Origin of the sequence: Streptomyces sp. NPDC003035 (genome assembly GCF_042888285.1) — a bacterium.
In the GTDB taxonomy this organism is placed as follows: domain Bacteria; phylum Actinomycetota; class Actinomycetes; order Streptomycetales; family Streptomycetaceae; genus Streptomyces.
In genome coordinates, this window is the sequence record NZ_JBIAPJ010000015.1 from 1 (window position 1) to 24,313 (window position 24,313).

The 24,313-nt window shown below is 71.8% G+C and carries 20 protein-coding genes and 1 pseudogene; 7 read left to right on the forward strand and 14 right to left on the reverse strand.

Features of this window, described 5'->3' with window-relative positions; all coding sequences use genetic code 11:
- Nucleotides 1-375 precede the first annotated feature (375 nt).
- Nucleotides 376-837 carry a hypothetical protein gene (locus tag ACFYV5_RS33990; protein WP_389175186.1) on the reverse strand — a complete coding sequence of 154 codons (462 nt, stop codon included), beginning with the start codon at nucleotides 835-837 and terminating at the stop codon, nucleotides 376-378.
- Nucleotides 838-1,775: 938 nt separating this feature from the next.
- Between ACFYV5_RS33990 and ACFYV5_RS33995 the strand changes: the two genes are divergently transcribed.
- Complete coding sequence (locus ACFYV5_RS33995; protein ID WP_389175189.1) at nucleotides 1,776-2,549, forward strand: helix-turn-helix domain-containing protein; 774 nt, start codon at nucleotides 1,776-1,778, stop codon at nucleotides 2,547-2,549.
- Between the two features lie 416 nt (nucleotides 2,550-2,965).
- Here ACFYV5_RS33995 and ACFYV5_RS34000 read toward each other — a convergent pair whose 3' ends face one another.
- The gene (locus ACFYV5_RS34000; RefSeq protein WP_389175191.1) at nucleotides 2,966-3,136 is read right to left on the reverse strand and encodes a hypothetical protein; all 171 of its coding nucleotides are present in this window, start codon (nucleotides 3,134-3,136) and stop codon (nucleotides 2,966-2,968) included.
- A 258-nt stretch (nucleotides 3,137-3,394) separates the two neighbouring features.
- On the opposite strand from ACFYV5_RS34000, the gene ACFYV5_RS34005 reads away from it, so the two are divergent.
- The 4 genes from ACFYV5_RS34005 to ACFYV5_RS34020 all read left to right on the forward strand — a co-directional run bounded on the left by ACFYV5_RS34005 (nucleotide 3,395) and on the right by ACFYV5_RS34020 (nucleotide 7,867).
- On the forward strand, nucleotides 3,395-3,622 hold the full coding sequence (locus tag ACFYV5_RS34005; RefSeq protein ID WP_389175194.1) for a hypothetical protein: 228 nt from the start codon (nucleotides 3,395-3,397) through the stop codon (nucleotides 3,620-3,622).
- 413 nt (nucleotides 3,623-4,035) lie between these two features.
- Nucleotides 4,036-5,307, forward strand: a complete 1,272-nt coding sequence (locus ACFYV5_RS34010; protein ID WP_389175196.1) for a hypothetical protein — start codon at nucleotides 4,036-4,038, stop codon at nucleotides 5,305-5,307.
- 357 nt (nucleotides 5,308-5,664) lie between these two features.
- On the forward strand, nucleotides 5,665-6,021 hold the full coding sequence (locus tag ACFYV5_RS34015) for a phage holin family protein (protein ID WP_189464334.1): 357 nt from the start codon (nucleotides 5,665-5,667) through the stop codon (nucleotides 6,019-6,021).
- 382 nt (nucleotides 6,022-6,403) lie between these two features.
- Nucleotides 6,404-7,867 carry a protein kinase gene (locus ACFYV5_RS34020; RefSeq protein WP_389175200.1) on the forward strand — a complete coding sequence of 488 codons (1,464 nt, stop codon included), beginning with the start codon at nucleotides 6,404-6,406 and terminating at the stop codon, nucleotides 7,865-7,867.
- 317 nt (nucleotides 7,868-8,184) lie between these two features.
- Here ACFYV5_RS34020 and ACFYV5_RS34025 read toward each other — a convergent pair whose 3' ends face one another.
- The 9 genes and pseudogenes from ACFYV5_RS34025 to ACFYV5_RS34065 all read right to left on the reverse strand — a co-directional run bounded on the left by ACFYV5_RS34025 (nucleotide 8,185) and on the right by ACFYV5_RS34065 (nucleotide 18,245).
- The gene (locus ACFYV5_RS34025; RefSeq protein ID WP_389175203.1) at nucleotides 8,185-9,012 is read right to left on the reverse strand and encodes a PaaX family transcriptional regulator C-terminal domain-containing protein; all 828 of its coding nucleotides are present in this window, start codon (nucleotides 9,010-9,012) and stop codon (nucleotides 8,185-8,187) included.
- A gap of 60 nt (nucleotides 9,013-9,072) precedes the next feature.
- Nucleotides 9,073-9,780, reverse strand: a complete 708-nt coding sequence (locus ACFYV5_RS34030) for an Asp/Glu racemase (RefSeq protein ID WP_389175444.1) — start codon at nucleotides 9,778-9,780, stop codon at nucleotides 9,073-9,075.
- Between the two features lie 168 nt (nucleotides 9,781-9,948).
- Nucleotides 9,949-10,848, reverse strand: coding sequence for a fumarylacetoacetate hydrolase family protein (locus ACFYV5_RS34035; protein ID WP_389175206.1), 900 nt, complete (start codon nucleotides 10,846-10,848; stop codon nucleotides 9,949-9,951).
- 17 nt (nucleotides 10,849-10,865) lie between these two features.
- Nucleotides 10,866-11,984, reverse strand: a complete 1,119-nt coding sequence (locus ACFYV5_RS34040; protein WP_389175209.1) for a cupin domain-containing protein — start codon at nucleotides 11,982-11,984, stop codon at nucleotides 10,866-10,868.
- Entirely contained in the window at nucleotides 11,981-13,009 is a 1,029-nt protein-coding gene (locus ACFYV5_RS34045; RefSeq protein WP_355114162.1) for a carbon-nitrogen hydrolase family protein, read from the reverse strand. Before ACFYV5_RS34045 ends, ACFYV5_RS34040 begins: the two co-directional genes overlap by 4 nt.
- A gap of 28 nt (nucleotides 13,010-13,037) precedes the next feature.
- The gene (locus tag ACFYV5_RS34050; RefSeq protein WP_389175213.1) at nucleotides 13,038-15,392 is read right to left on the reverse strand and encodes an FAD-dependent monooxygenase; all 2,355 of its coding nucleotides are present in this window, start codon (nucleotides 15,390-15,392) and stop codon (nucleotides 13,038-13,040) included.
- The gene (locus tag ACFYV5_RS34055) at nucleotides 15,383-15,835 is read right to left on the reverse strand and encodes an acyl-CoA thioesterase (RefSeq protein ID WP_389175447.1); all 453 of its coding nucleotides are present in this window, start codon (nucleotides 15,833-15,835) and stop codon (nucleotides 15,383-15,385) included. Before ACFYV5_RS34055 ends, ACFYV5_RS34050 begins: the two co-directional genes overlap by 10 nt.
- A gap of 201 nt (nucleotides 15,836-16,036) precedes the next feature.
- A pseudogene (locus ACFYV5_RS34060) lies at nucleotides 16,037-17,701 on the reverse strand (AMP-binding protein); the annotation flags it as partial.
- Nucleotides 17,702-17,813: 112 nt separating this feature from the next.
- Nucleotides 17,814-18,245, reverse strand: a complete 432-nt coding sequence (locus ACFYV5_RS34065) for an ATP-binding protein (protein WP_389175216.1) — start codon at nucleotides 18,243-18,245, stop codon at nucleotides 17,814-17,816.
- 326 nt (nucleotides 18,246-18,571) lie between these two features.
- Here ACFYV5_RS34065 and ACFYV5_RS34070 point away from each other — a divergent pair, with 326 nt between their 5' ends.
- Both ACFYV5_RS34070 and ACFYV5_RS34075 read left to right on the forward strand, forming a co-directional pair.
- Entirely contained in the window at nucleotides 18,572-19,525 is a 954-nt protein-coding gene (locus ACFYV5_RS34070; RefSeq protein ID WP_389175218.1) for an alpha/beta hydrolase fold domain-containing protein, read from the forward strand.
- 269 nt (nucleotides 19,526-19,794) lie between these two features.
- Nucleotides 19,795-20,451: a phosphatase PAP2 family protein gene (locus ACFYV5_RS34075; protein ID WP_389175221.1), complete on the forward strand. Its 657-nt coding sequence runs from the start codon at nucleotides 19,795-19,797 to the stop codon at nucleotides 20,449-20,451.
- 234 nt (nucleotides 20,452-20,685) lie between these two features.
- On the opposite strand, the gene ACFYV5_RS34080 is transcribed toward ACFYV5_RS34075, so the two are convergent.
- From ACFYV5_RS34080 to ACFYV5_RS34090, 3 genes are all read right to left on the reverse strand, one after another.
- Nucleotides 20,686-21,693 carry a LacI family DNA-binding transcriptional regulator gene (locus ACFYV5_RS34080; RefSeq protein ID WP_389175224.1) on the reverse strand — a complete coding sequence of 336 codons (1,008 nt, stop codon included), beginning with the start codon at nucleotides 21,691-21,693 and terminating at the stop codon, nucleotides 20,686-20,688.
- Nucleotides 21,694-21,880: 187 nt separating this feature from the next.
- Nucleotides 21,881-23,464, reverse strand: a complete 1,584-nt coding sequence (locus ACFYV5_RS34085) for a carboxylesterase/lipase family protein (RefSeq protein WP_389175227.1) — start codon at nucleotides 23,462-23,464, stop codon at nucleotides 21,881-21,883.
- A gap of 98 nt (nucleotides 23,465-23,562) precedes the next feature.
- Nucleotides 23,563-24,288: a phosphatase PAP2 family protein gene (locus ACFYV5_RS34090; RefSeq protein WP_389175230.1), complete on the reverse strand. Its 726-nt coding sequence runs from the start codon at nucleotides 24,286-24,288 to the stop codon at nucleotides 23,563-23,565.
- Nucleotides 24,289-24,313 lie beyond the last annotated feature (25 nt).

Here is a 24,313-nt window from a genome sequence, read left to right on the forward strand (position 1 = left end):
CCGGGGAACGACCACACGCCCAGGGAACGACCGCATCCCGGAACCACACAGCCCGGCACAGACACCCGCCCCGCGCCCCCCCCGGCCGGGCCGCGGCACCACGCCTGCCCCGGAGCCCGGCCGCGGAACGTCCACCCGGCCCCTCCCCCCACCGCCCGAAAAGCGGCCACAGGGACGACGGCCGGCCGCCACGAACCACTGGACACCGCCCGCCGCACGCCCCCCCAACACCCCCCGCCACCAGGCCGGTTCGACAGCCGACGTGCCGTACACCATGCCGTACACCAGTGTCGCGAGGCGACCAGGAGACAGCCGGCCCTCACCAGGACCGGGGGCCAGGGCGGGTGTGGGGGCCGCTTCGGCCGGCCGGACCGCTCACCGACAGTCGAGGGCGGACCGCGCGCGGACACCGAGACCCCTACGCGAGCATGGCCAGGCCCCCCGCCCGGCCCGGCACTGTGTGCGGTGCAAAGGAGACAAGCAGCGCTGCGGGCCGCGTCGGGACAGTCCCGATCCGCGCCAAAAAAGCGCTTCGGCGATCAGGCAGGAGGCGAAGTCCCAGTCGCCGGCGAGCCGGTCGATGAGCACCACCAGCAGGAAAGCGGTGACTTCCAGGAAGTTCATCTCCTTGCCGGTCCACACGCCGCACCGCCCGCGCCACAGACCCGGACCCAGGCCGCAGCCGACCGCGACGAACAGGCCGGCCATCGCGGGAACCGCCTCAGGACGGACACAACTGGGCATCGCCCACATCACGGCCACAACGCTGAACACCACGCAGGCGACGACATCCTCGTCATGGTCCTCATACGCCAACCGCAGCCACTTCACGAACACGAAAATGAGCGCGCACGCGCCGCCCAACAGGTCGCCGGCCCCCCGGGAACCCAGACAGGCGGTGAACCGGCCGACGAACAGCCGCTGCCCGGCATGGCATCCCGCCCACAGCCGTCGTAGACGGCCCCGAGCCGGGAGCCGATCACCATGAGCGCCGCGCCCACATCCCCGGCAGGACGTACACCGGGTCACAGAACGATGACACACCATCCTCCCCGCGTGACCGCGGCGGACGATACGACACGCCCGCACGCCAGAACGCCCCCAACAGAAAAGCCCGGCAAACGGCACCGGAAACCCCCCGACAGACGGCAAGCCCACCCCAGGCCCACAGAGGCACCTCTGGGTTCTCACCAGTGCAACAGACCGCACGCACCAGGGGAAGCATGCCATGACTGTGCGCGGACGCCGCGGCAGACCGCACGCGCCAGGGGGACGTGCCAAGACTGCCGCGGACGATGCGGCGTACACCGACACACGGAACGCACAAACGGGGCGAGCAACCCGACACGCCGAACGCACGGACGGGGCGGCGTACACCGACGCCCGGGCCGCCGGGACGCCCACCCCGGGGGGCGGGAGGGTAGTCGCGGGAGATGACCCACTGTCATGGGGGTCACTTCGCCTCCCCGATCGGCGGCGATGAACCGGATGCGTCCGGCGGGGATGTCCAGGACGGCAAAGATCGGGGCCGGGGGTGGCGAACTACTGCATCATGCACTCCTTGACAAGTTGTTTCTGGCACCACAAACGCTACGTTGCGTTCATTAACGTTACGACAAGCTCGTTGCACAGAAATCGCATCAGCCCAGGCAAAAGCCCGGGAAGCGTTGCAACGGTTTCAGAGATAACGCAACAGCTCTTCTGCGGTTTGTTGCAATGAATTGGGAGTGAAGGCTATGCTGGGGGCCGCGGCGCACAGCACGAAGGAGAACTCGATGCCTGGAGGCAGGCTCACCCAGCAAGAACGCCAGCAGATCGCGCTGGGAGTGGCCGACGGTCTCGCCTACGCGGAGATCGCCAGGCGTCTTCACCGTCCGACCTCGACGGTCACGCGGGAGGTGATGCGCAACGGAGGCCCCACCGCCTACCGCGCCGACCTGGCCCACCGCGCCACCGAACGCCGCGCCCACCGGCGCAGGCAGGCCGCACCCCGCGGGACGCAGGCCTCCCCCCAGCCGCACGGACGCGACCCCGAGGCCGTACGCGCGTACGAGGAACTGTTCACCGCCGTGATGACGGCCTCCGGCATGCCCCGGATGATGGCCCGGGTCCTGTCCTGCATCACCCTCACCGACACCGGCAGCATGACCGCCGCCGAACTCGCCCGGCACCTCCAGGTCAGCCCCGCATCCGTGTCCAAGGCGATCGCCTACCTCGACAGCCAGGGCATGATCCGCCGCGAACGCGACGAACGCCGCCGCGAGCGTTACACCGTCGACGACGACATCTGGTACCGCTCAATGATCGCCAGCGCCCGCTCCACCGCACAACTCGTCGAAACCGCCCGCGAAGGCATCAGCATCCTCGGCCCCGACACCCCCGCCGCCATCCGCCTGGAAAACATCGCCCGCTTCCTCGACTTCGTCTCCGAAAGCATCTCCCGCGCCGCCGAACAAGCCCGCGAAATCCTCCACACCAAACCCCAACCCACCCCCAACACCGGCACCGGCACCGGCACCGGCACCGGCGGCGATGCCGAGAACCCGTAACCGGCTCCGGCCCCCTGGACACGACGCTGCGGGATCCACCACCACCCGTCCGTCCGGCCTGCGGTGGCCACTCACCGTGGACGGCTCGCCGGTGTCACCCGGCTCTCCCCCCGACATGCCCGGCCGCTCAAGCACCATGCCGCTGACCGGACCGGAGACCCTCGGCCGGCGCCAGAGAGCCAGCCCACCGCGCCGAAACCCTCCCCCCGAGCCGCATCCGTCCAACTGCACGCCCCCCGCGGGACTTCCGGAGCCGACCACCCAGGGACCCACCCCCCGTTCAGAAGAAGACAGCCTTGGCCGAGGTAACCGTTGTGGGACCCCACGTTCGCCGCACAGTCTCACCGCCCGCGTGACGCGGGACCTGAGACACCGCCATGCAGCGGCCTGCCCGTTCGGAGCGGGTCCGTTCGGGTTCAGCGGTCCACCGCGGTCTCCCGGTGGATGCGTGACAGCTTCTCGGGGTTGCGGACGGCGTAGAGAACGGTGATGAGACCCCCCTCGAGGCGCACCGCCAGAACGGTGACGATCTCCCCGCCCGTGCGCAGGACCAGTGCCGGGCGGCCGTTGACCTGCGTCGGCCGCAAGACCGCGGACGTAAGCCTGTTCAACACGCCGGCCACTGCTGCGGCGCCCCCGACCAGCTCCAGCGCAGCCCGTACCACTCCGCGGCCCACCGAGCGGCAGCTACAACTCCGACAAGCCAGGAGATGCGGGGTCGGTTGCCGGTCGGTGAAAGCGGCTCCGGTGGGGGCACGTATCGAGTTGAACCGCGGGTCGGAAGGTCTCCCACCCGTGGCAGCGACCTGTTCGGCGCGTTCACGCACACCCTGCCCTGCCGGGTCATGATGGAGCTGCTCGGCGTCGGCGCCCGCGGAGCCGAGTGGTACACCGCCCACAGCCCCGACCTGGCAGGCACCGCCCGCCAGCTCTTGGCCGATCCTGGTCTCCAGCGCGCCCACGTCCGCGGGATCGACCCGCGAGCCGAACGACTACGCCCCGCCGAACACGCCACCCACCAGCGCACCTTCGACGACCGCGATGGCATGACGCGACTGAGGTCGCCCGGCTGAGTCGGCGAAACAGCCGGCCCGTCGAACGTGGCGAGCGAGCGGCGTCCCGGCAGGAGGTCCTCGCCCCGGTCGGGGCCGGGCGCGGGGTGCATCCGGCCGCCGCGCACGGGGAAACCCCCGACGTCCACAGCCGATATGGGGACTGGTCGAAGCGGGCGTGGACGCCGCCCGCATACAGGTCGCCGGCGTCTTCCGGGTCGTCACCCCGAACGGCGGGCGTATGGCCGTCGTGATCGACGACACGGAGGAGTATGTGGTCCGTACGGAGGGGCCATGGCCGTTCAAGGCCGCCCTCCTCACCCGGACGGCGCCCGGACGAAGACCGATCACTCGAGTCCGCGGACGATCACCGCGCAGCGCCGGATCCAGCCGGGTTCATGGCGCGAGCGGCCCCGTGACTACTGTGCTGCCGTATGAAGATCGAATCCCTTCTCGAGGACCTGGACAGCGACGACGCCGCGCGCGTGGAGGCCGCAGCCGCACGGCTGGCCGAGCAGGCCGACACGGTGGTGCCGATGCTGCTCCAGCGTCTGGGCGATGTGCAGCGGGCCGCTGATCTGCAGCCCACCACGCGGGCGTTGAGGCATATCGGTCCGCCGGCCTTCGACGCCCTCCTGGCGGCCTGGCGCCGAAAGGAGGTGCGGGACTGGGAGGCGTCCCGGCTCATCAAGGCGTTCGACGAGCGCTGCGCCGACCAGTACGCGGCCCTGGCGGCCGATCCGAACCACGGGATGTCCGACGACGGCTTCCAGGGGCTCCTCAGGCTGAGGGTGGAGTCCGAGGCCGGACTGCGGGCCCTGGTGGACAAGGTCGCCGGCGGCCACTTCGTCCCCTACAAGGCTCGCGACTACGCCCGCCTGCTGCACGACTCCTTCCGGCCGCGGCTGCGCTCCCTGCGCCGCGACCCGGCCGTGTCCCCGAGGGTCCGGCGGGGCGCGATGGCCGCGCTGGTGGAGGGCGGCGGCATCGACGCGCTCGACGACCGCGACCAGGCGGCCGTCGAGCGGCTGATACGGGTGAAGATCCCGGACGAGATCCCGAGCCTCCCGTCGTCGGCCCTCAGCGGCTGGTGGATGGCCGTGCCCGGCGCGTCGTACGAGGGGGTCTTCGAGGCTCTCGGCCTGCATGACCGGCGGCCCGTCACGGTCGCCGCCGGCGTCCAGGCGTCCGAAAGCCGGGAGATCGACGTACCGGGACCGGACGGCGCCGACCTCACCGTGGGGCGGGCCTTCGTCACCCCCGAACTGAACGGCTGGCGACTGATCTTCGGTCCCTTCGACCTCCTCGTCGTCGGCGACCCCTGGGAGGGCATGATCGAGACGGTCGAACGCCTCAGCGTCCACTGCGGCCACGCCCAGTTCTTCTTCCTGGACGACGCCGGCGGCTCCGACGTGTGGATCGTCGCCGAGAACGGCCGGGTGATCCGCCAGTACGCAGCCGAAGGCGAGCCTGAATGGGAGGGCGACCCGCTGCCTTGGGAGACCCTCGAGGCGGACGGCTCGTACTCCGACCCCGACGACAGCCCGTCCAACGCGGGCACCATGGGAGCCCGGTCGGCCTGCGCGTACCTCTCCGTCGACCCTGACGCGGTCGGACCGGACACCGAGGTCCGCGGCCACGGCTGGCTGGCCGTCACGGCACCTGGAGTCGGCCACGGAGCGTTCCCCGGCAGGCTCTCCATCTGAGGCCCGCCTCGGCGCCCTGCGGGATGCCCAGGGCGCAACACGCGATCTCAGTGCCGTGCCAGATCGCCCTCGTCCGCCAGGGCTGGAGAGGACCGATGACGTTCTCGCCCCGTGGCGTCAGCCGGACAGGCATGGGCGGCCGGCCGCTGTCCAGCTCTGGCCCTCGGTCAAAGCCGTGTCCACATGAGAATCGCCACGTACGCCTCCATGGTGGACCGCGAGGACCCCGACGACCCGACGGGCCAGGGAGGCCGGCAGGCGTATCCCCCGAAGCCGCACTGAGGCTGTCGTCTCTCGGTGGTGCGCGTGGCGGTCTGACGCGTGTCTGCCCGGCCGCGTCAGGGGTACCGGGAAAGCATGCAAGCACTGTCACAGGATGTGATCGAGTTGGTCCGTGAGGATATTGACCAGGTGAAGGCGGAGTTGGTGGCTGCCGTGTCCGAGGGGCGCCGGGGATCGGCGGCTCTGGGGGCGGGCGGGGTGCTCGGTGTGCTGGCTCTGCTGGCGGCTCAGGAGTCGGCGGTGCGGGCGCTGGAGCGGGTGTGGCCGGCGCCGCGGGTGACGGGGGCGTTGGCGGCTGCGTACGGCATCGGGGCTGTGGCGTTCGCCGGGTATGGGTACGAGAGATTGCGCCGGGCCCGAGCCGCGTCACGGGAGGCGCTGGCAGGTTCGCTGGACGCGGTGAAGGAGGTGGCCGACGAGTTGGCGCACTGACTGATGGGACGGGGCGGGCCCGTATCCGCTCACGGGCTCCCTTCCGCTCGGCCGGAGGAGGGCTCCGCAATCGTGGCTCATCCAGCGGAGTTGACGCGCGAAGGGAGCGTGCCCTGCCAGGCGCAGGTGATGCCGGTGCGTGCGTGCCGCAGTGTCGGGGAGTTCCCCACGGATTTTCCGGCTTTCACACGGATGTCCCGGGGCCCAGGGGGCACGCGTAGTTCCGAGCTCGCACACGGGCAGGCCCGCCGGGGGCGGTACGGTACGAACGCCGTTCAGCGGTCATACGGTCAGGCATCGGAGGCCGGCGCTCCCTGCCCGGCCCGGACGTACGTGGGCGGGCGGACAGCGGAAGGCGACAACGGAACCCCAGGGAGCGCAGATGAAGGTCCGCCCGTGGCCGGCCCCACCGGATCTCCGGCTCACGGCCCACGTGGTCGCCGGCCGCTATCGGCTCGACGACCTGTTGGGGCGCGGTGGTGCGGCTGATGTGTACGAGGGGTGGGACCTGCGGCTGCACCGGCCGGTGGCGGTGAAGGTCTTCCGGCCGGGCGGCGAGTCCCAGACGGAGGAGCGCTTCGACGGCGAGGGCCGCTTGCTGGCCCACATGCAACACCCGGGCCTGGTGACCGTGTACGACTCCGGTCACGAGGACGGACGGCCTTACCTGGTGATGCAGCTCATCAAGGGGACGACGCTGCGCAGGCGCATCGCCGCGGGGCCCCTGCCTCCCGCCGAGGTCTCCCGTATCGGGGCCGCGCTGGCCTCGGCGCTGGCTCATGTGCACGCGGCCGGTGTCGTCCACCGTGACGTCAAGCCGTCGAACATCCTTCTCGACGGCACGGGCACCCCGTACCTGACCGACTTCGGCATTTCCCGGCTGCTCGACGCCACCGCCCATACCGCCACCGGAACTCTCGTGGGAACCGCGGCGTACATGGCGCCGGAGCAGGTGCTGGGCAAAGGAGCGGCGCCGGCCGCGGACGTCTACAGCCTCGGACTCGTGCTCCTCGAGGCCCTGAAGGGTGAGCTGGAGTACGCGGGTGCCCCGTTGGAGGCAGCGATCGCGCGGCTGCACCGGCCCCCGGCCATTCCCCCGGACCTGTCGGCGGATCTCGTCGAGCTGTTGGAGGCCATGACGGATCCGGAGGAGACCGGTAGGCCCGACGCACACGCCTGCCATCGGGCACTGGCCGCCATGCAGGGCGGGGACTCGGCGTCGTCCTGCCGCGGGGTCGGCCCATCGGTGGACGTCCGGAACGCGGGTGAGGACCGGAACGCGGCAGGCGACACACTGCGGTCGGAGTTCGCGGGTGCGCGAACAGGGGGCGCGGGGCCGGTGCTCGCGGCGACACCGAGCGAGGGGTCCCCGCCCCCGGACCCCCTTTCCACGGTCCCCGCTTCCCGCCGCTCCGGCCGTGCCCTCCTTGCTGCGGGGGCGGCACTGGCCGTGCTCGGAGTCACGCTGACCGGCTCGATCGGTGGTCTGCCCTCCGAGGATGAGGATGCGACCTCCCGGCCACCGCGCCAGGCCACGACGGAATCCACGTCGGGCCGGGCGGATGGGGCGACCGAACCCTCGTCGGACCGGGCAGGACATCCGGGCCCGTCCTCCTCACCGGCGGCAATGCCCGCCGTCCCCCGTTCGCGGACGATGCCTTCCCTCACGCCCAAGGAGTCCGGCACGCATCCGAGTTCGGCGGCCGACGAGCGTGAGGATCCCACTGCCGCCGGCCTGCGGGAGCCCGACAGCCCGCGGGGCGAGGCCGTCCGGGGTCCCGTCCGCGTCGATCCCGAGCCGCGACCGGGGAAGGCCAAGCCGCCGAGGAAGAACCACAGCGACTGACGACGGACCGGCCGACAGGGCGGGGCAGGCCGACCGGCCCGGAACGAGTACGGCAGGTCGGCGGTATGTTCCCACGGTCTTCGGGCGAACAGCAGGCGCCCGTCGACGAGGTCGGCGAACCACTTCTCGTCGCCCTGGCCCCCTCGTCCTCGTGGGATTTCAGATTCTCGCCCGGAGCGGTCACCGGCAAGACCCGCTCCGGCACGTCGTCAGGCCCGCCCACACGTGCCGCCATGATCGTCATGGGTCCGGTCTCATCAACCGCCGAACCCGGCGCACCCCGCCGCCCCGGCCGCGCACGCGTGGTCCAGGGGCGCTCAGGCTCGCCGTCCCGTGACCTCGTCCACGTGGCGCAGGCTCGGGTCGAGCAGGATTCCGTGCAGTTGCTGGAAGACCTGGCGGGCCGCTACCGCGTTCCAGTCCGTCGGGAGCAGTTCGGTGGGCAGGCCCGGGTCCAGGTAAGGGAGGCGGCGCCATTGGGTGAGCAGCGGGACGTAGTGGCGGAAGGCCTCGGCCGGTTCGGGTTCCGATTCGGTCGTGGTCAGGCGCGCGGCCACTGGTGCGTAGGTGTCGGTGAACTCCGCGTACTGCTTCTGGATCGCCGGGAAGTCCCACCACGAGCTCACCGTGTCCGGAAGGTCGCTGAAGGCCGCGTACTCGGCGGCGAACAGGTGGACGTACTCGCTGAGGCCGAGCCGTACCAGCATGCTCCGGGCGTCCTCCAGCAGCCGGCCCGGTGCCAGCCACACGCCCGGGGCGATGTTGCCGAAGCCGAGCCACGTCAGGCGGGTGCGCAGCTGGTAGCGGTGGGAGCGTTCCGACTCCGGTACGGAGAACACGGCCATGGCCCAGCCGTCCGCCAGGTCGGCGGGTTCGAGGCTGCCGAAGATCCGGCGGTCGCCCTCGTCGAAGACGGGCAGGACGGTCGGGCTGAGCCGGTAGCCGGTGGCATCTCGCCGTTCCGGTTCGAGGACTCCGCGCTTCTTCAGCCGGGAGATCGCCGAGCGCACCGCGGGGCCGTCGACGTCCAGCTCCCCCATCAGCGTGATCAGGTCCGCGATGGAGATCCAGCCGTCGAGGCGGCGCAGGAACGCCCCGTAGACCGTGTTGATCAACGAGCTGGGCCTGAGGGGGCTGTCCGACATGATCGCCTTCCGTTGTACGCGGTCGCGATCATATCGGGGCCCCCTTCAGGCCCTGTCCGGTCAGGCATACGCCCCCGACAGCAGGTGTCCGGCCCCGGGGGCCACGGCCGGAAGGTCCAGGGCGCGCAGCATCTGGTGGGCGGTGCACACGGCCGCCGACACGACCGGCTTGCCCAGGAGCTGTTCGGCCTCCTCGATGACGCCGAGCGAGGGCATCTGCACGCAGGCGGAGAGGACGACCGCGTCCGCCTCCGAGTGGTCCAGCGCGCGGGCGAGGCCCGGCAGCCTGGCCGGATCGTGGGCAGCCACGTCGAGGTTGTCCGGGATCTCCAGGGCTCGGTGGTCGAGGACTTCGATGTCCTCCCGGGTGAGGTAGTCCACGACCGTCTGTGTGAGGGGGCGCATGTAGGGGGCGAGCAGCGCGATCTTCTTGGCACCGATGGTGTTCAGTCCGTGGACGAGCGCGCCCGCGCTGGTGACGACCGGCGCGGGGGCGCCGTTCTCGGCCGTGCGCAGGTGCAGCCGCTCCTCGGAGACCCGGTGGTAGCCCGGTCCCATGCTCATGATGGCGACGAGGCAGGCGTAACCGAGTACGTCGACGCGCGCGTCGGAGAGCTCCACGGCGCAGCGGTCCGAGTCGGCGTCCATGGCCTTGAGCTGCTCGGGAGTCACGTGGGTCATGCGCATCCGGCTGGAGTGGAAGGTGAAGTGCTCGTCGGGTGCGACGGCCGCGCGGGCGCGCAGGATCGCGGGGATCTCGGTCTCCATGGTGACGTTGGAGCTCGGCACGATCTGGCCGATGCGGTAGGTGCGGTGGTCGCGGGGTGGTGACACGGGTGCTCCTCGGTTCTCGTACGGGGTCGGGTGCGGGGTGGTCGTGCGGGGCCGGTGCCGCTCGGTGCGAGGTAGGGCGCTTATGGGGGCTCCGCACAGGGCTCAGCGGGCGTCGACCACCGGGTTGGTCAAGGTGCCGATCAGCTCGACCGTCGCCTCCACCGTGTCACCGGGCGCGAGGAACTCGGGCGGGACCATGCCGGCCCCTACCCCGGACGGCGAGCCCGTCGCGATGACGTCGCCGGCCTCCAGGGTGACTCCGGAGCTGATGTCGGCGATCAGGCGGGCGATGGGGAAGAGCATGTGCCGGGTGTTCGACTTCTGCTTCGTGACGCCGTTGACGCGCAGCGAGAGGTCCAGGGCCATGGGATCCGGGATCGCGTCGGCGGTGACGACCACCGGGCCGAAAGGCGCGTACGAGTCCTGCCCCTTGGAGAAGAACCACTGGCCGGAGCGGCGCTGGTCGCGGGCGCTGATGTCGTTGACGATGCTGAAGCCGAAGATGTGGTCGTACGCGTCCTCCTCGCTCACCCGGGAGGCGGTGCGGCCGATGACGACGGCGAGTTCGCACTCCCAGTCCAGTTGGGTGGTGAGGTCGGCGTTGTGCAGGATGGGCGCGCCGGGGCCGGTGACGGCGGTGGCGGGCTTGCTGAACAGCACGGGGCGGGGCGGGAGTTCCTTGTCGGTGTCGAGGCTGCGGCTGGACTCCTCGACGTGTTCCACGTAGTTGAGTCCGACCCCGATGATCTTGCCGGGGCGGAAGGGGGCGCCGAGGCGGACGTCGTCGGGCCGGTGGACGGCGTGGGCGGGGCGGGTTCCTTCGAGCAGCAGGCGCACGGCGTCCAGGGTGGCCGGCCCGGCCTGGACCAGTCCGAGCAGGTCGCGCGGGAGGGGGACGCCCGCGTGGTCGGCGAGGGCGGTGAGGTCGAGGACGTGGTCGTCGGTCTCGACACCCAGCCGCGGTGCGGCATCGGCTGCGGTCGTGAAGGTCAGCAAGCGCATGAGGGGCTCCTCGTGGGTCAGGCGGCGGTGACGGGCTGGTGGCCGCCGTTGTCGGGGTACGCCTCTTCGCGGTGGAAGCCGAGCGAGCGCATGACGGGGAAGTCGTCGAAGGAGAAGAGGCAGGCGTCCTCGGACGGGTCGAGGTTGTGGTGCTCGTGCCAGGCCCAGGACGGGACGCAGAAGATGTCCCCCTCGGTCCACTCGAAGCGCCGTCCGGCGATCACCGACGCACCCCTGCCCTTGGCGACGGTGTAGATCACGGAGCCGGTGTGCCGGTGGGCCGCGGTGGCCTGCCCGGGGCGCAGGAGCTGCATGTGGGCGCCCATGGTCGGCATCACCGAGCCGCCGGTCACCGGGTTGGTGTACTCGGCGATGACCCCGTCGTACGGGGAGCCCTCGGTGGCCCTGGCGAGGCCGCGCAGGGCCTCGTACGTCGGCTCCCACGGGTAGGCGAGCAGCGGCGAGTAGGGTCGGGTCCACTTCTCCGCCCCGTACGGGAGCAGGGTGCCGGAGTAGGTGAGGAGGGAGGAGTTCACCACCTTTCCGGGGGTCTGGTAGAGCTCGGGATGTACCTCGTAGAACCCGGCGTCCAGGGCGTTGACCAGGGGGATGTCCAGGCCGTCCTGCCAGATCACCGGGGCGTCGGTCCCGTCGTTGCCGTGCTCGTGCCAGGTGCCGTTCGGGGTGATGGCGAAGTCGCGGGGGCCGACCGTGAGCTTCTGGCCGTCGACGATCGTCCAGGCGCCGTTGCCCTCGTGGACGAAGCGCAGGGCGGCGGCCTGGTGGCGGTGGGCGGTCATGGCCTCCCCCGGGCCCATGATCTGGAGGCCGGTGTAGAGGAGTCCGGCGGCGGCGCTGACGTCCTTGCGGCCGGGGTTGACGAGCATGACGACGCGACGGCCCGCGTCGTCGGCCTCGACCAGGCCGAGGGCCTTGTGGACGAGCGGCCGCAGTTCCGCGTAACGCCACAGCACGGGCACGGACCTGGGCTGCGGATACCACGGCTCGATGTCGTTGGCGACGGTCCACAGGGCGCCGGCGTCCAGCGCTTCGAGTTCGCCGTAGTACGCGGTGAGTTCGGGGGTGTCGGAGACCCGGGCACGGCCGAGCATGCTGTCGTCCTGCTCCATGGTCATACGTCCTCCTCAGGGGCGGTGGCGGTCAGGGGACCCGCCGGCGGCGCGGTGAAGGTCACCGGCGGGCGTGGGGTGTTGTCGACTTCGAGGCGGAAGATGTCGAAGCGGTTGTAGTGGCCGGTGATGTCGTGCATCTGCTTGGGCTGGATACAGCGGCCGAGGTCGATCTCGCCGTAGACGATGCCTTCGTCGTCGACGAGCGGTTCGGTGACGGGGCGGCCGTCGGGGCCGAAGATGCCGGACAGCGCGCTGCGCGGTCGCTGGAACTGGGCGCGGAGGTCCTCGTCGTCGCCGGCGAGGGTGTCGACGATCTCCGGTGAGACGGTGGAGCAGGCGACGACGGAGAAGACCTTGCCCTCGAAGCTGTGGGCGGCGGTCCGTACGGCGATGGCGTCGGCCATGTCGTAGTCGGCCGGGGCGACGGGCAGGGCGATGTAGCAGGCGGCGTGGACGAGTTCGCCCTGCGCGAGGAGGGTGAAGCGGGCCAGAGTGTTGGTGTTCTCACCACAGGCGAGGGCGCCGAGTGGGCCGACCGGGGTCCGGTGGACGCGCAGCGAGCTGCCGTCGCCACCGGTCCAGGTGAGCTTCTCGGCCCAGGTGGGCACCAGCTTGCGGTGCACTCCGAGGAGTTCGCCGTCCGGTCCGATGGTGAGCAGGGTGTTGTAGAGGACACCGAGGCTGTGGGCCGCCCGCTCGTTGACTCCGATGACGAGGACGACGCCGTACTGGCGGGCCGCGGCGCACAGGGCGTCGACGTACGGTCCGGGGATGTCGACCGAGGCTCGCTGGAGTCGCTCGAACCAGGGCGATCCCTGGACCGGGTTCATCGTCCAGTTCCAGTACGGGTATCCGGGGACGAACACCTCGGGGAAGACGACCAGTTCGGCCCCGTTCCCGGCCGCCTCGGCGATCAGGGCGACGGCCTTGTCGACGGTGGCGGCGGGGTCGAGGTAGACGGGTGCGGCCTGGACGGCGGCGGCCGTGAAACGGGGCAGCGTGTGGAGGGCGGGCGGCGGTTGTGGCACGGGGTTGTCCCCTTTCATCACGCGCGTTTCATCGCGCGCGGGCGGCGGTGGCGGCTTCAGCGGACGCCGAAGCGACGGTGGCTTCGGCGGGCACGGCGACCGTGGTCCCGCGCGGTAGCCAGCGCTGGTGCACGGGGGTGGGGGGCTGCCGCAGGAGTTCGAGTCGCGGAGGTACGCGGTCCGTGCGCGCCCCGGGTGGGCGGCCGCTGCCGGCCTTCCAGCACGGTGCCCAGGGAGCGGCCGGGCCGCGATAGCCCTGGGCGGTGGCGGCGTGCAGGGTCCACAGCGGGTCGTGGAGCTGGGCACGGCCGACGCCGCACAGGTCGGCACGGCCCGCCAGGATGATGGAGTTCACGTCGTCGTACGTGGAGATGGCGCCGACGGCGATGGTCGGGACCCCGGTGGCGTTGCGGATCAGATCGGCGTACGGGGTCTGGTAACTGCGGCCGAAGCGGGGCCGCTCGTGCGCGACGACCTCGCCGGTGGAGACATCGATGGCGTCGGCGCCCGCCTCGGCGAGGGCTCGGGCGATACCCACGGCGTCGGCCTCGCTCAGGCCGCCCTCCGCCCAGTCGGCGGCGGAGATCCGGACCAGCAGCGCCTTGCCCACGGGCCATGACTCCCTTACGGCGCGCAGCACTTCCAGGGGGAAGCGAAGCCGCCCGGCCAGGCTGCCGCCGTACTCGTCGGTGCGCCGGTTGGTCAGCGGCGAGAGGAACCCGGAGAGCAGGTGCCCGTGCCCGTACTGGAGTTCCAGCGCGTCGAATCCGGCTCGGTCGGCGCGCTGGGCGGCGCGTACGAAGTCCCGTACGACCAGGTCCATGTCGGCACGGGTGGCCTCGCGCGGCGTCGTGCTGTTCTCGTCCCAGGGCAGTGGGGAGGCGGCGATCAGGGGTCCGGCGGCCGCGCGGCGGCCCGCGTGGGTGAGCTGGATGCCGAGGCAGGTGTCGCTCTGGCCGTGGACGAAGGTGGTGATGCGTCGCCAGGCGGCCTCGTGATCGTCGTTCCACAGGCCCGGGCAGCCGGGGTCGGGGCGGGCGTCGGCTCCGACCGCGGTCATGCCGGCGATGACCAGGCCGGCCCCGCCGAGGGCCTGGGTGCTCAGGTGGACGAGGTCGAAGTCGCCCGGGACTCCGTCACGGGCGGTGGCGAGGGCGGTGGGCGGGACGACGACCCGGTTGCGCAGGTACAGGCCGCCGATCCGGAAGGGCCGGAACATCGGCGGGACGGGGTCGGTGGTGTTGACGGCGGTGGTGAAGGCCTCGTCGCGGACGCGCAGGTTGTCGTAGGTGACGCGGCGACTGCGGGTCAGCAGGTTGAAGGCGAACTGATGCGGGTTCTGGCCGGTGTAGCGGTCGATGTTCTCGAACCATTCGAGGCTGGCCTGGGCGGCCCGCTGGGTGGACTCCACGACCGGTCGGCGCTCGTCCTCGTACGCGGCGAGCGCGCCGGGGACGTCGTCCGGATGCTCGTGCAGGCAGGCCGCGAGGGCGAGTGCGTCCTCCATGGCGAGCTTGGTGCCGGAGCCGATGGAGAAGTGGGCGGTGTGGGCCGCGTCCCCGAGGAGCACCACGTTCTCGTGCCGCCAGGTGCGGTTGCGCACCGTCGTGAAGCGGAGCCACTTGGAGTTGTTGGGCAGGAGCCGGTGGCCGTCCAGGTGCCCGGCGAGGATCTCCTCGCAGCGCCGGATGCTCTCCTCGTCGCTGGCGCCGGGCGGGTACTCCCGGTCGGCACAGTCCGCGAAACCGGCGCGACGCCAGGTGTCCTCGTCGAGCTCCACGATGAAGGTCGAGCGGGTGTCGTCGTACGGGTACGCGTGCACCTGGAGGGTGCCGAAGTCCCGCTCCTCGACGATGAAGGTGAAGGCCTCGAAGACCTTGTCGGTGCCGAGCCACATGTAGCGGCCGGCACGTTCGTCGAGGTGGGGGCCGAAGGTGTCGGCGTAGGCGGCGCGGGTGGCCGACCGGACGCCGTCGCATGCCACGACCAGGTCGTGATCGGCGGCGAGTCGGTCCGCGGGAGGGGCCTGGGTGCGGTAGCGGACGTCCACGGTGAGGGCCGCGCAGCGGTCCTGGAGGATCCGCAGCAGGCTCCGGCGGCCGAGGGCCGCGAAGCCGTGTCCGCCGGAGGTGAGGGTCTGCCCCCGGTAGCGGACGTCGATGTCGCTCCAGCGGGCGAACTCCGCCGACATCGACGCGTGGATGACCGGGTCGGCGGTCGCGATGCCGTCGAGGGTCTCGTCGGAGAAGACGACCCCGAAGCCGAACGTGTCGTCGGGGGCGTTGCGCTCCCACACGGTGACCTCCCAGTCCGGGGAGAGCTGTTTGGCCAGGGCCGCGAAGTACAGGCCGCCGGGCCCTCCTCCGATGACTGCTATGCGCACGGGGTGCCTCCTGTGGTTCTGTGGATCAGCTCGGGGGCCTGCGGGCCCGCCTTGGTGAGGACCTCGCGGACATCGGCGGGCCAGGGGATGGTCCCGGTGGCGCGAGCCGCCGAGTGGGCGATGACCATGCGTCCGGTGACGGCCTTCGTGCCCTCCTCGCCGAGGACGGTGAAGGCGTAGTGAAGGGAGCTCGCGCCGACCTTGGTGACGCGCAGCTCGGTACGGACGGCCTCGCCGAACCAGAGCCGGGCGCGGTAGTCGGCCTCGAAGTGGACGCGGGGCGTGCTGCCGAAGAGGTGGGAGAGTCCCAGGCGGCGCAGCAGGACGGCCTCGGCAGCCTCGACCCAGCGGACGACGGTCGAGTGGTGGTAGTGGCCGGCGGCGTCCGTGTCCGGCCACTCGACGCGGCGCTCGACGGTGACGCTGGGCAGGCACGGCACCACGGCCTCGGAGGCGCCGTCGGCGCAGCTTCCTTCGGCTTCGCCGGCGGGGGGGCCGTCGATCCCGTCGGCCTCGGAGGTGTTCTCGGGTCCGGCATCGGCGCGGGTGCCGTCGATCCCGCCGGCCTCGGAGGTGTTCTCGGGTCCGGCGGCCGCTGTACGGGGGTCGCCGGGGCCGGCGGTCTCCGTGGGGGCGCCGTCTGTTCGGGTGTCCTCGGCGCGGGCCGCGGCCCGGGCGAGTCGGCGCAGTTCGCCGCGCTGGAGCTTGCCGTTGGCGGTCTTCGGGAGCTCCGCGACGAATTCCACGGCCCTCGGATACTTGTACGGTGCGATGGCCTGTTTGACGTGGGACTGAAGCTCGCGGACGGTGACGTCGGTCGTCGGCGTACCGTCGCGCAGGACGACGTACGCCTTGACGACCATGCCGCGCCGCTCGTCGGGGGCGCCGACGACGCCGCAGTCCTCGACGTACGGGTGGGCGGCGAGGGCCTTCTCGACCTCCGGGCCGGCGATGTTGTAGCCGGAGGAGACGATCATGTCGTCGCTGCGGGCCACGTACCAGAAGTAGCCGTCGGCGTCCCGGATGTAGGTGTCACCGGTGATGTTCCAGCCGTTCCTGACGTACGTGGTCTGGCGCCGGTCGGAGAGGTAGCGGCAGCCGGTGGGACCGGTGACGGCCAGCAGGCCGGGCTGTCCGTCGGGTACCGGATCGCCCTGGTCGTCGACCACCGCTGCGCGGTATCCCGGGACGGGCCGGCCCGTGGACCCGGGGCGGATGTCCTCGTCGGCGGCGGAGATGAAGACGTGCAGCATCTCGGTGGCGCCGATGCCGTCGATGATGCGCAGGCCTGTGGCCGTGTGGAACTCCTCCCAGACGGAGGCCGGCAGAGGTTCTCCCGCGGACACGCAGCGTCGGAGGCCGGACAACTGCCCGGTCGCCCCGGCGGCCATGATCGCCCGGTAGGCGGTCGGCGCGGTGAACAGGACGGTCACGTCGTGCGCCGCGACGAGATCCGCCAGCTGCTGGGGGGTGGCCTGCTCGATCAGCAGGGTCGCGGCACCGGTGTGGAGAGGGAAGACCACGAGCCCGCCGAGGCCGAAGGTGAAGGCGAGCGGCGGTGTGCCGGTGAAGACGTCGTCGGGGCGGGGTTTGAGGATGTGCCGCGAGAACGTGTCGGCGTTGGCGAGGACGTCCCGGTGGAAGTGCAGCGTCGCCTTGGGGCGCCCTGTCGTCCCCGAGGTGAAGGCGATCAGCGCCACGTCGTCGGCCGCGGTCTCGACGGCGGTGAACCGGCCCTCCTTCGTGGCGCAGCGGGCGGTCAGATCGGCGTCGCCGGGGCCCCCGTACGGGATGACCGGCAGGCCGGGCGGGCGGGGGCTTCCTGGCGGGCCCGGAGGGACCGCCGCGTCGAGTTCCGCGAGGTGTCTGTGGTCGCATACGGCGACCGTAGGGCGGCTGATCTCGCACAGTTCGGCGAGTTCGGCGGAACGCAGCAGCGGCATCGTGGTGACGGCCACACCGCCGGCCTTGAGGACGCCGAACCACGCGGCGACGAGCCAGGGGTTGTTGGGGCCGCGCAGCAGGACGCGGTTTCCGGGCCGTATCCCGTGGTCCTCGGTGAGGACCTGGGCGACCTGGTCGGCGCGCTGCTGGAGCTCGCCGTAGGTCCAGCGTTCGGTCGGGGTCAGCAGACAGGGACGGTCCGGGCCCCAGCGCTCGACGGCGTCGTCGAGCAGGCGGCGGGCGCAGTTGAGCCGGTCGGGATAGTCCAATTCCGCGAGGTCGAAGTGGAGTTGGGGCCAGAGGGAGAAGTCGGGCAGCCGGTCGCGGCAGAAGGGATCGGCATGCGCCGAAGGGGAGAGCTCCATGGGGCGGCACCTCAATCAGGGAGCAGCGGGGAGATGGGGCAAGTATCTCGATAATTTGGCGGCCGTCAACTTTCCGCGATATCCCGAAGCCCCGCCGCACCGCCCGAGCGACTCAGGCGAGAGGAACGCGCACCCGCACACACTTGCCCAACTCATGCACCAGAACGGCGAGTTCGCCTCCCACCTCGGCGGTCAGCAGCTCGATCAGAAGCAGACCCCGCCCGCCCTCGGCATCCGGATCGACCTCGGCGGCGGGATCGGGAAGCTGAGGCAGGACAGCCGCCCCGTCGGCGACCTGCAGGCACAGCCAGCCCCCGCCATAGGAGACGCCGACGCGCATCCGGCCGGTCGCGGCATGCTGGACGACATTGCCGACGAGCTCGCTGACAGCCAGGAGGAGGGTGTCCGCGATGCCGGCGGCGATCCGCCAGCCCTCGAGCAGGGCGCGGACGCGAGTACGGACCAGCGGAACGGTCGCCGGGGTGGGCTCGGGCACCCAGCGAACGAAGGCCCGCGTGAGGGCGGGGCCCGGAGCGTGGTCCACGGCGCACTCCAGGGCGTGATCCGGGGCCGGGCCATGCCCTGAAGCCGGGCCATGGCCGGAAGCCGGGGCATGCGCCGAGGCCGGAACGTGAGAGGCGGAACGAGCGGCGGCGCTGAGCATGACGTGCTCCCAGAGGGGACATGCGACGCAACCGCCGAGTCACTCGTGTAACCGATCCGAGAACCAGACAGCTGTGGGCTTGTCGGCAGCGGAAATGCGTCGCTAGAGTTTTGATAACACGTGTAACACGCTACGTCTCCCTGGGCGCCGCGCGCAAGCATTTCGGACAAAGCGTTACGAACCCCGGGGCCGGCAGAAGGGCCGCAATGACGCAATCCCACCCGGCCGAGCTCGACCTGGCCGACATGACCTGGCCACCCCCGCCCTACCACCCCCCGGTACCGCCTGTGACGGACGAGCACGGGGTGCGCCGCTTCGACGGGGTCACCTACGCCACCACACCCGGCTACCGCCCCCGGCTTCTCGACGTCCAAGTCCCGGCCGGAGAGGGGCCGTTCGCTGCGGTCGTGTGGATACACGGCGGCGGCTGGCTGGACGGCGACCGTCGCTACCCGCCGCCGACCGTCCCGGCCGCGCTGCTGCACGGAGCGGTCCTGGCCGCCGGACTCGCGCTCGTCTCCATCGACTACCGGCACAGCCTCGAAGCCCCCTTCCCGGCCCAGCTGCACGACGTGAAGGCCGCGATCCGGTACATCCGCCGGTTCGCCGGCGAGCTCGGCATCGCCCCGGACCGGATCGCCGTCTGGGGCGAGTCGGCGGGCGGTCACCTGGCGGCACTGGCCGGCCTCGTCGGCCCGGGCAGCGCGAACGCCGAAGCGCTGGAGGGCGCCCACGGGGTGGCCACCGGAGACACCGGCGTCCGGGCCGTCGTCGACTGGTACGGGGTCTCCGACCTCCCCGCCCTGGCCGGTCACCCCCTGCCGGGGATGCCCCCGGGCGGCGAGTTCCCCGACCCGTACGAGGCTCTGCTCGGAGGCACCGAGGCGGAGCGCCCGGCGCTCGCCCTGGCCGCGAGCCCGGTGACGTACGCGCGGGACTCGACCCCGCCGCCGTTCCTGCTGATCCACGGCACGCGGGACGGCCTGGTCCCGTTCAGCCAGAGCGAGGCGCTCGCCGAAGCCCTGGTGGGCGTGGGTGGAGACGTGACCCTGCGGCCCGTCGAGGGCGCCGACCACATCTTCCTGGGCTCCGCCGACATCCCTGAGATCGTCGCGGAGAGCGTCGCGTTCCTGGCCCGGCACCTGACCCCAGGGGCCTGAGGGTCCCACCCGGCCCTGTCCCCGCTCCCCCACCCATCCGCGCCTCCGCTCCCTTCCGACGCGCTCCCGTTCCGTCGCAGTCCTGTTCTGTCGCAGTCCTGTTCCGCCGAGGGGCCCGGTCCGTCCGGGCCCTCGGCCACCCAAGGGCCGCGGGCCCACCCCCGCGGTCACGAGAGGCACCCATGTCGACGAATTCGACCGCCCCCTCCCCCCTCATCGAAAGACCGCCCGCCGATGCGGCGGCCCCTCGCCGCCGCGTCGGTGTCCTTATGGCGGGGCTCCTGCTGCTCGGCGCCGCCGCGCTGCCGGCTTTCGTCGTCCGGCCGGACCCGACAAACCCGCCGTTCCAGGGCCTGGACGACCAGTGGCTGGCCTGGATGGGCGGCCCGCACGACGGGCCGTACGCCGTACTGGCCACGGCCCTGGACTGGTTCGGTGGCCCGCTGGGCGTCGTCGTACCGCTCGCCCTGCTGTTCTTTCTGCTCCTGCGCAGGCGCTGGGCCTCGGTCGGCTTCCTGCTCGGCGTCTACTTCGCCGGCAATCTGCTCGTCGTCCAGGGGCTCAAGCACCTGGTGGACCGGCCGCGTCCGGCGAACCCGCTGGTCCGGGTCGACCACGGCTCATTCCCGTCCGGCCATGCGGCCGGGGCGGCACTGCTCGTCGTCCTCATCGGGGTACTGCTGGTCCCGGCCGCGCGGCGACGAGCCTGGTGGCTCGGGGGCACCCTCTTGACGCTGGCCATGATGTGGAGCCGTACCTGGCTGCACGCGCACTGGCTCACCGACACGGCGGCCGGAGCGGCCGCCGGTGCGGGCGCGGGTCTCCTGGCGTGGTGGCTCTGCGCCCCCGCGCTCGCCCGGGAATCACTCCGCGAGCGCCGGGGGGCGGGCGCGACCACCCCGGTCGCAGCACCTGCGGTGCCGTAGCCGAAGGCGGCGGCTCCCGGCCCGTGAACCGTACGGGCCGGGAGCCGCCGCCGACCCACGTGGCCCTCGACCAGGCGTGGTTCGACGGGGCCCGGGCCCCCGCGAAGCGTTCGACGACGCGGCTCACGTACTCCTGCTCGGCGACCGCGGCTCGCCTTCGGGGCCGCCCCGCGGGCCGGGCGCGCGTGGGTCGGCTGACGCGTGGCGCAAGCCTTTGGGCGGGCGGGGAGGAGCTCAGGAGGTCTGGCGGTGGACGAGTACGGCCTCTACGGCGGGGAGCGGCGCGGTCGAGCCGGTCTCGATCAGCTCGTGCAGGGCATCCGCGATCCGAGCCGGTGAGGCCAGGTCCAGGCGGATCGTGCTGAGCGCCGGCTGCTGGAACGCCGAGAGGACGAGGTCGTCCGCGCCGACGATCGCCACCTCGTCCGGCACGGCGATGCCCTCGGCCTTGAGCGCGTGCAGGAGCAGTGCGGCGTACTCGTCGTTGTAGGCGAAGACGGAATCGAGGTCCAGGCTCGCCCAGCGGCCGGCGAGCGCGGCCGCGGAGTCCCTGGTGTAGGCGAGTTCCACCGGAGTGACGGTGGCCATGTGCCGGGCAGCGACCGATTCTGCTCCCCTGAGGCGCGGTCGGGCGAAGGCGTCGAGGCCGCGCTCCTGGGGCATGACGACGCCGATACGGCTCCTGCCGCGGGCGATCAGGTGCTCGGCGGCCGTGGCGCCGATACGGGCGTGATCGAAGCCGATGGTATGGACTCCGGGCACGGGGCGGGACGCGAAGGCCAGCAACCCGCGCACTCCGGCGCGGCGCAGCAACTCGGCGGCCTGCGTGGTGAGGCTGTCACCGTCGAGCGCGACGACCGCCGCCGGGCGCAGTTCCGCCCAGGCGCGGGCGGCGTCGACGGGGTCGCTGAAGCGGCCCGCGTGGAGGACGGCGGTGTAGCCGTGGCGGTCGAGTTCGCTGTGCAGGTCGTCGACCCAGTCGCTGACGAGCCGGCCGATCGCGGAGATGGAGGCGGGCATCAGGACGAGATCGCTCCGACCGGCACGCAGGGACCGGGCGGCGGCGTGCGGGACGTATCCGAGCCGGTCGGCCGCGTCGAGGACGCGGACACGGGTGGTTTCGCTGACCCGATGGCCCGGGGTGTTGTTGAGTACGAAGGAGACGGTGGCGCGGGACACCCCGGCGAGGCGTGCCACATCGGCGCTCGTGATCGAGGCGGGGACGGGGGTTTCTTCTGCCATGACGTCCCTTGACACTCCTCGCGGCGGGTTCGGCCTGCGTCGTACCTTCTTCCACCGAGGTTACACGAGTTAGGACACGACCGGGGCGGGCCGTGCGCGACTGCGCCCGGCCCACCGCGGGTCCGCCGCTCCCGCTGACACGAAAGGGGCGTTCGCGCTACGCCGTGAGGGGTTACGCCATGAGGGGTTACGCCATGAGGGATTGCGCCGTGAGGGGTTGCGCCGCGAGGGGTTGCGCCACCGTGGCGTGCAGCCGACGCGAGTCACCGGCGAGGTCTCCGAGAGCGGTCACCACCGAGTCGAAGCGCATCGTGGTGCGTGTGTCCGCGCCGTACGGGTCCCACGTCGGCATCGCAGCGTGGTTCGGGTCGCCGGTGCGGACGAACGCGATCCAGGCCTGATGCATGGTGTGCGCCAGCCCGTCGCGGACCGCGGGGTCGAGCCCGGCCAGGAAGGGCGCGTGCGCCCACCGGTCGAAGTTGGCGAAGACGAAGGGGAGTTCGAGGCAGTGGGCGGCGCCGAGGCGGCCGTCGTGCGCGGGCGTGGGGAGGTCGAACTGGTAGGCCCGGACAGCGCGCCCCACTTCCGCCCTGGCCTCGGCAAGTCGTACGGCAGGGACGCGGAAGAGCTCGTCCGTGATCAGGTCCATCAGCACATCGGCGGGGCGCGCGCCGGGCCGGGTCCGCTCGTACTCCGCGTACACCCCGGGCGCCGCTTCAGACCCGAAGGTCTCGGCGATGCGGGCGATCACCCGGCCCCGGTCGGCGGCGGCGTACGCCGGGTCGAGGGCGAAGCCGAAGTTGGCCTCCTCGCGGGTCCAGCCGATCATCACGTCGATGCCGGTCGCGGCTCCGTGCAGCAGGGCCTCCACCGGGTGGCGCGTCAGGGTGACCCCGTCGATGACGGGCAGGAACGGGGTCGGCCAGTAGCCCCAGCTCGATGTACGGGCGAACAGCCCGCCGGCCGCACCGATCAGCGCGGGCCAGGGCAGCGCGCGCAGTTCCGCGACGGTCTTGGCACCGGTCAGCTCCCTGTAGGCGGCGGTCCGTTCCAGGGCCGCGTCCGGGTCGGGGAGGTCGAGACCGAAGGGCGGGCTCTGCAGGATCACGCGCCTGATCAGCCCTTGGGTCTCGGGGAGTCCGGCCAGGGCGGCCGTGGACAGGGCACCGCCCGACTGCCCGGCGACGGTGATGTTCTCCGGGTCGCCACCGAACGAGGTGATGTGCGCGACGGTCCAGCGGAGGGCGGCAAGTTGGTCGCTGAGCCACGGGTTGCCGGCGCCTTCGGGGTTGCCCTCCTCAGGGCCGATGTAGAGGTAACCCAACGGTCCGATGCGGTAGTTGATGCTCACCACCACGAGGTCGCCGTCGCGGGCGAAGGTCTCGCCCGCGTAGGTGGGCATCGATCCGGAACCCGAGACGAAGCCGCCGCCGTGGATCCAGACGAGCACGGGGCGACGGGCCTCGTCGGCCGCCGGAGTCCAGACGTTGAGCGTCAGGCTGTCCTCGTCGAAGGGTGGCGACCCATGACCGCCGAGGACCGGGTCCCCGCCCTCCATGTACAGCTGCGGCACGCTGGGACCGTCGACGGTCGCGTCCCGGGTTCCGCTCCAGCCCGGGTGCGGCTGGGCGGGACGCCAGCGCAGGTCGCCGACCGGGGGTGCGGCGTAGGGCACGGCACGGAACACGGTGACCCCGCCTTCGGTCGCGCCGCGCAGGCGTCCTGCGGGGAGGTCGACCAGCGTGCGATCCGGACCTGGGGTGAGAGCCATGAGCCGATCCTTCCTGGGTCGGGCGCCGAACACGCACCGACCCGGCGAGAGTATGGCGAAAATTCTTCGACCGTCAATGATTCGCGATACGGTCGCCTTTACAGCCATAGACTGTTGGCCGCCGTGCGTTCCGCCTCGGTTTTCAGCAGGGGCTCGAACGCCCGCCACAGCAGCAGGCAGGCTCCGACTCCGGCCAGCGCGCCGGCCAACGTGTCGCTGAGCCACTGGGCGTGCAGCCAAGTGCGGCTCCACATCATCGCGACGACGTACAGGGCACCGAACAGCCACCACCAGCGTCGCGCACGCGGCGGGAACACCACCACCGCGGCCACGACCACCAAGGTCACGGCAGTGAAGACCTGGCCGGAGGGGTACGAACCGTCGTTGACGAGGACCCAGGGAAACGGCGGGCGCGGACGGTCGACGAACTGCTTGAGGGGCAGTACCACGACCATGTTGGCGAGAACGTCGGCCACGAACACGTACAGCCCTGAGCGCCAGCGGCCGTAGACGCACAGGCAGCCGCACAGCATCAGCGGCAGGATCATGCCGAGCGGACCACCGAGCCGGTCCAGGACGGTGGCGAAACCGGTGGCCGCGTCGGCGGGCGAGCCGTCCATCGAGGCCGCCCAACGATCGTCGAGCCCCTGGAAGAACGGGCGGTCGACCACGCGGAGCAACAGCCCGACCACGAGCGGCGCGAGAAGGAGCGCGATGCCGACGGCGAGCGCGTGGCGCGGCGGAGCGGCCGGGAGATGGTGGCGGGGAGGGTGTGCGGGGCGCGGGGGCGGGGGCGGCACGGTGTCGGGTGGGCACGGCATCATGGCGGGCCTTTCACGTGTTTCACCC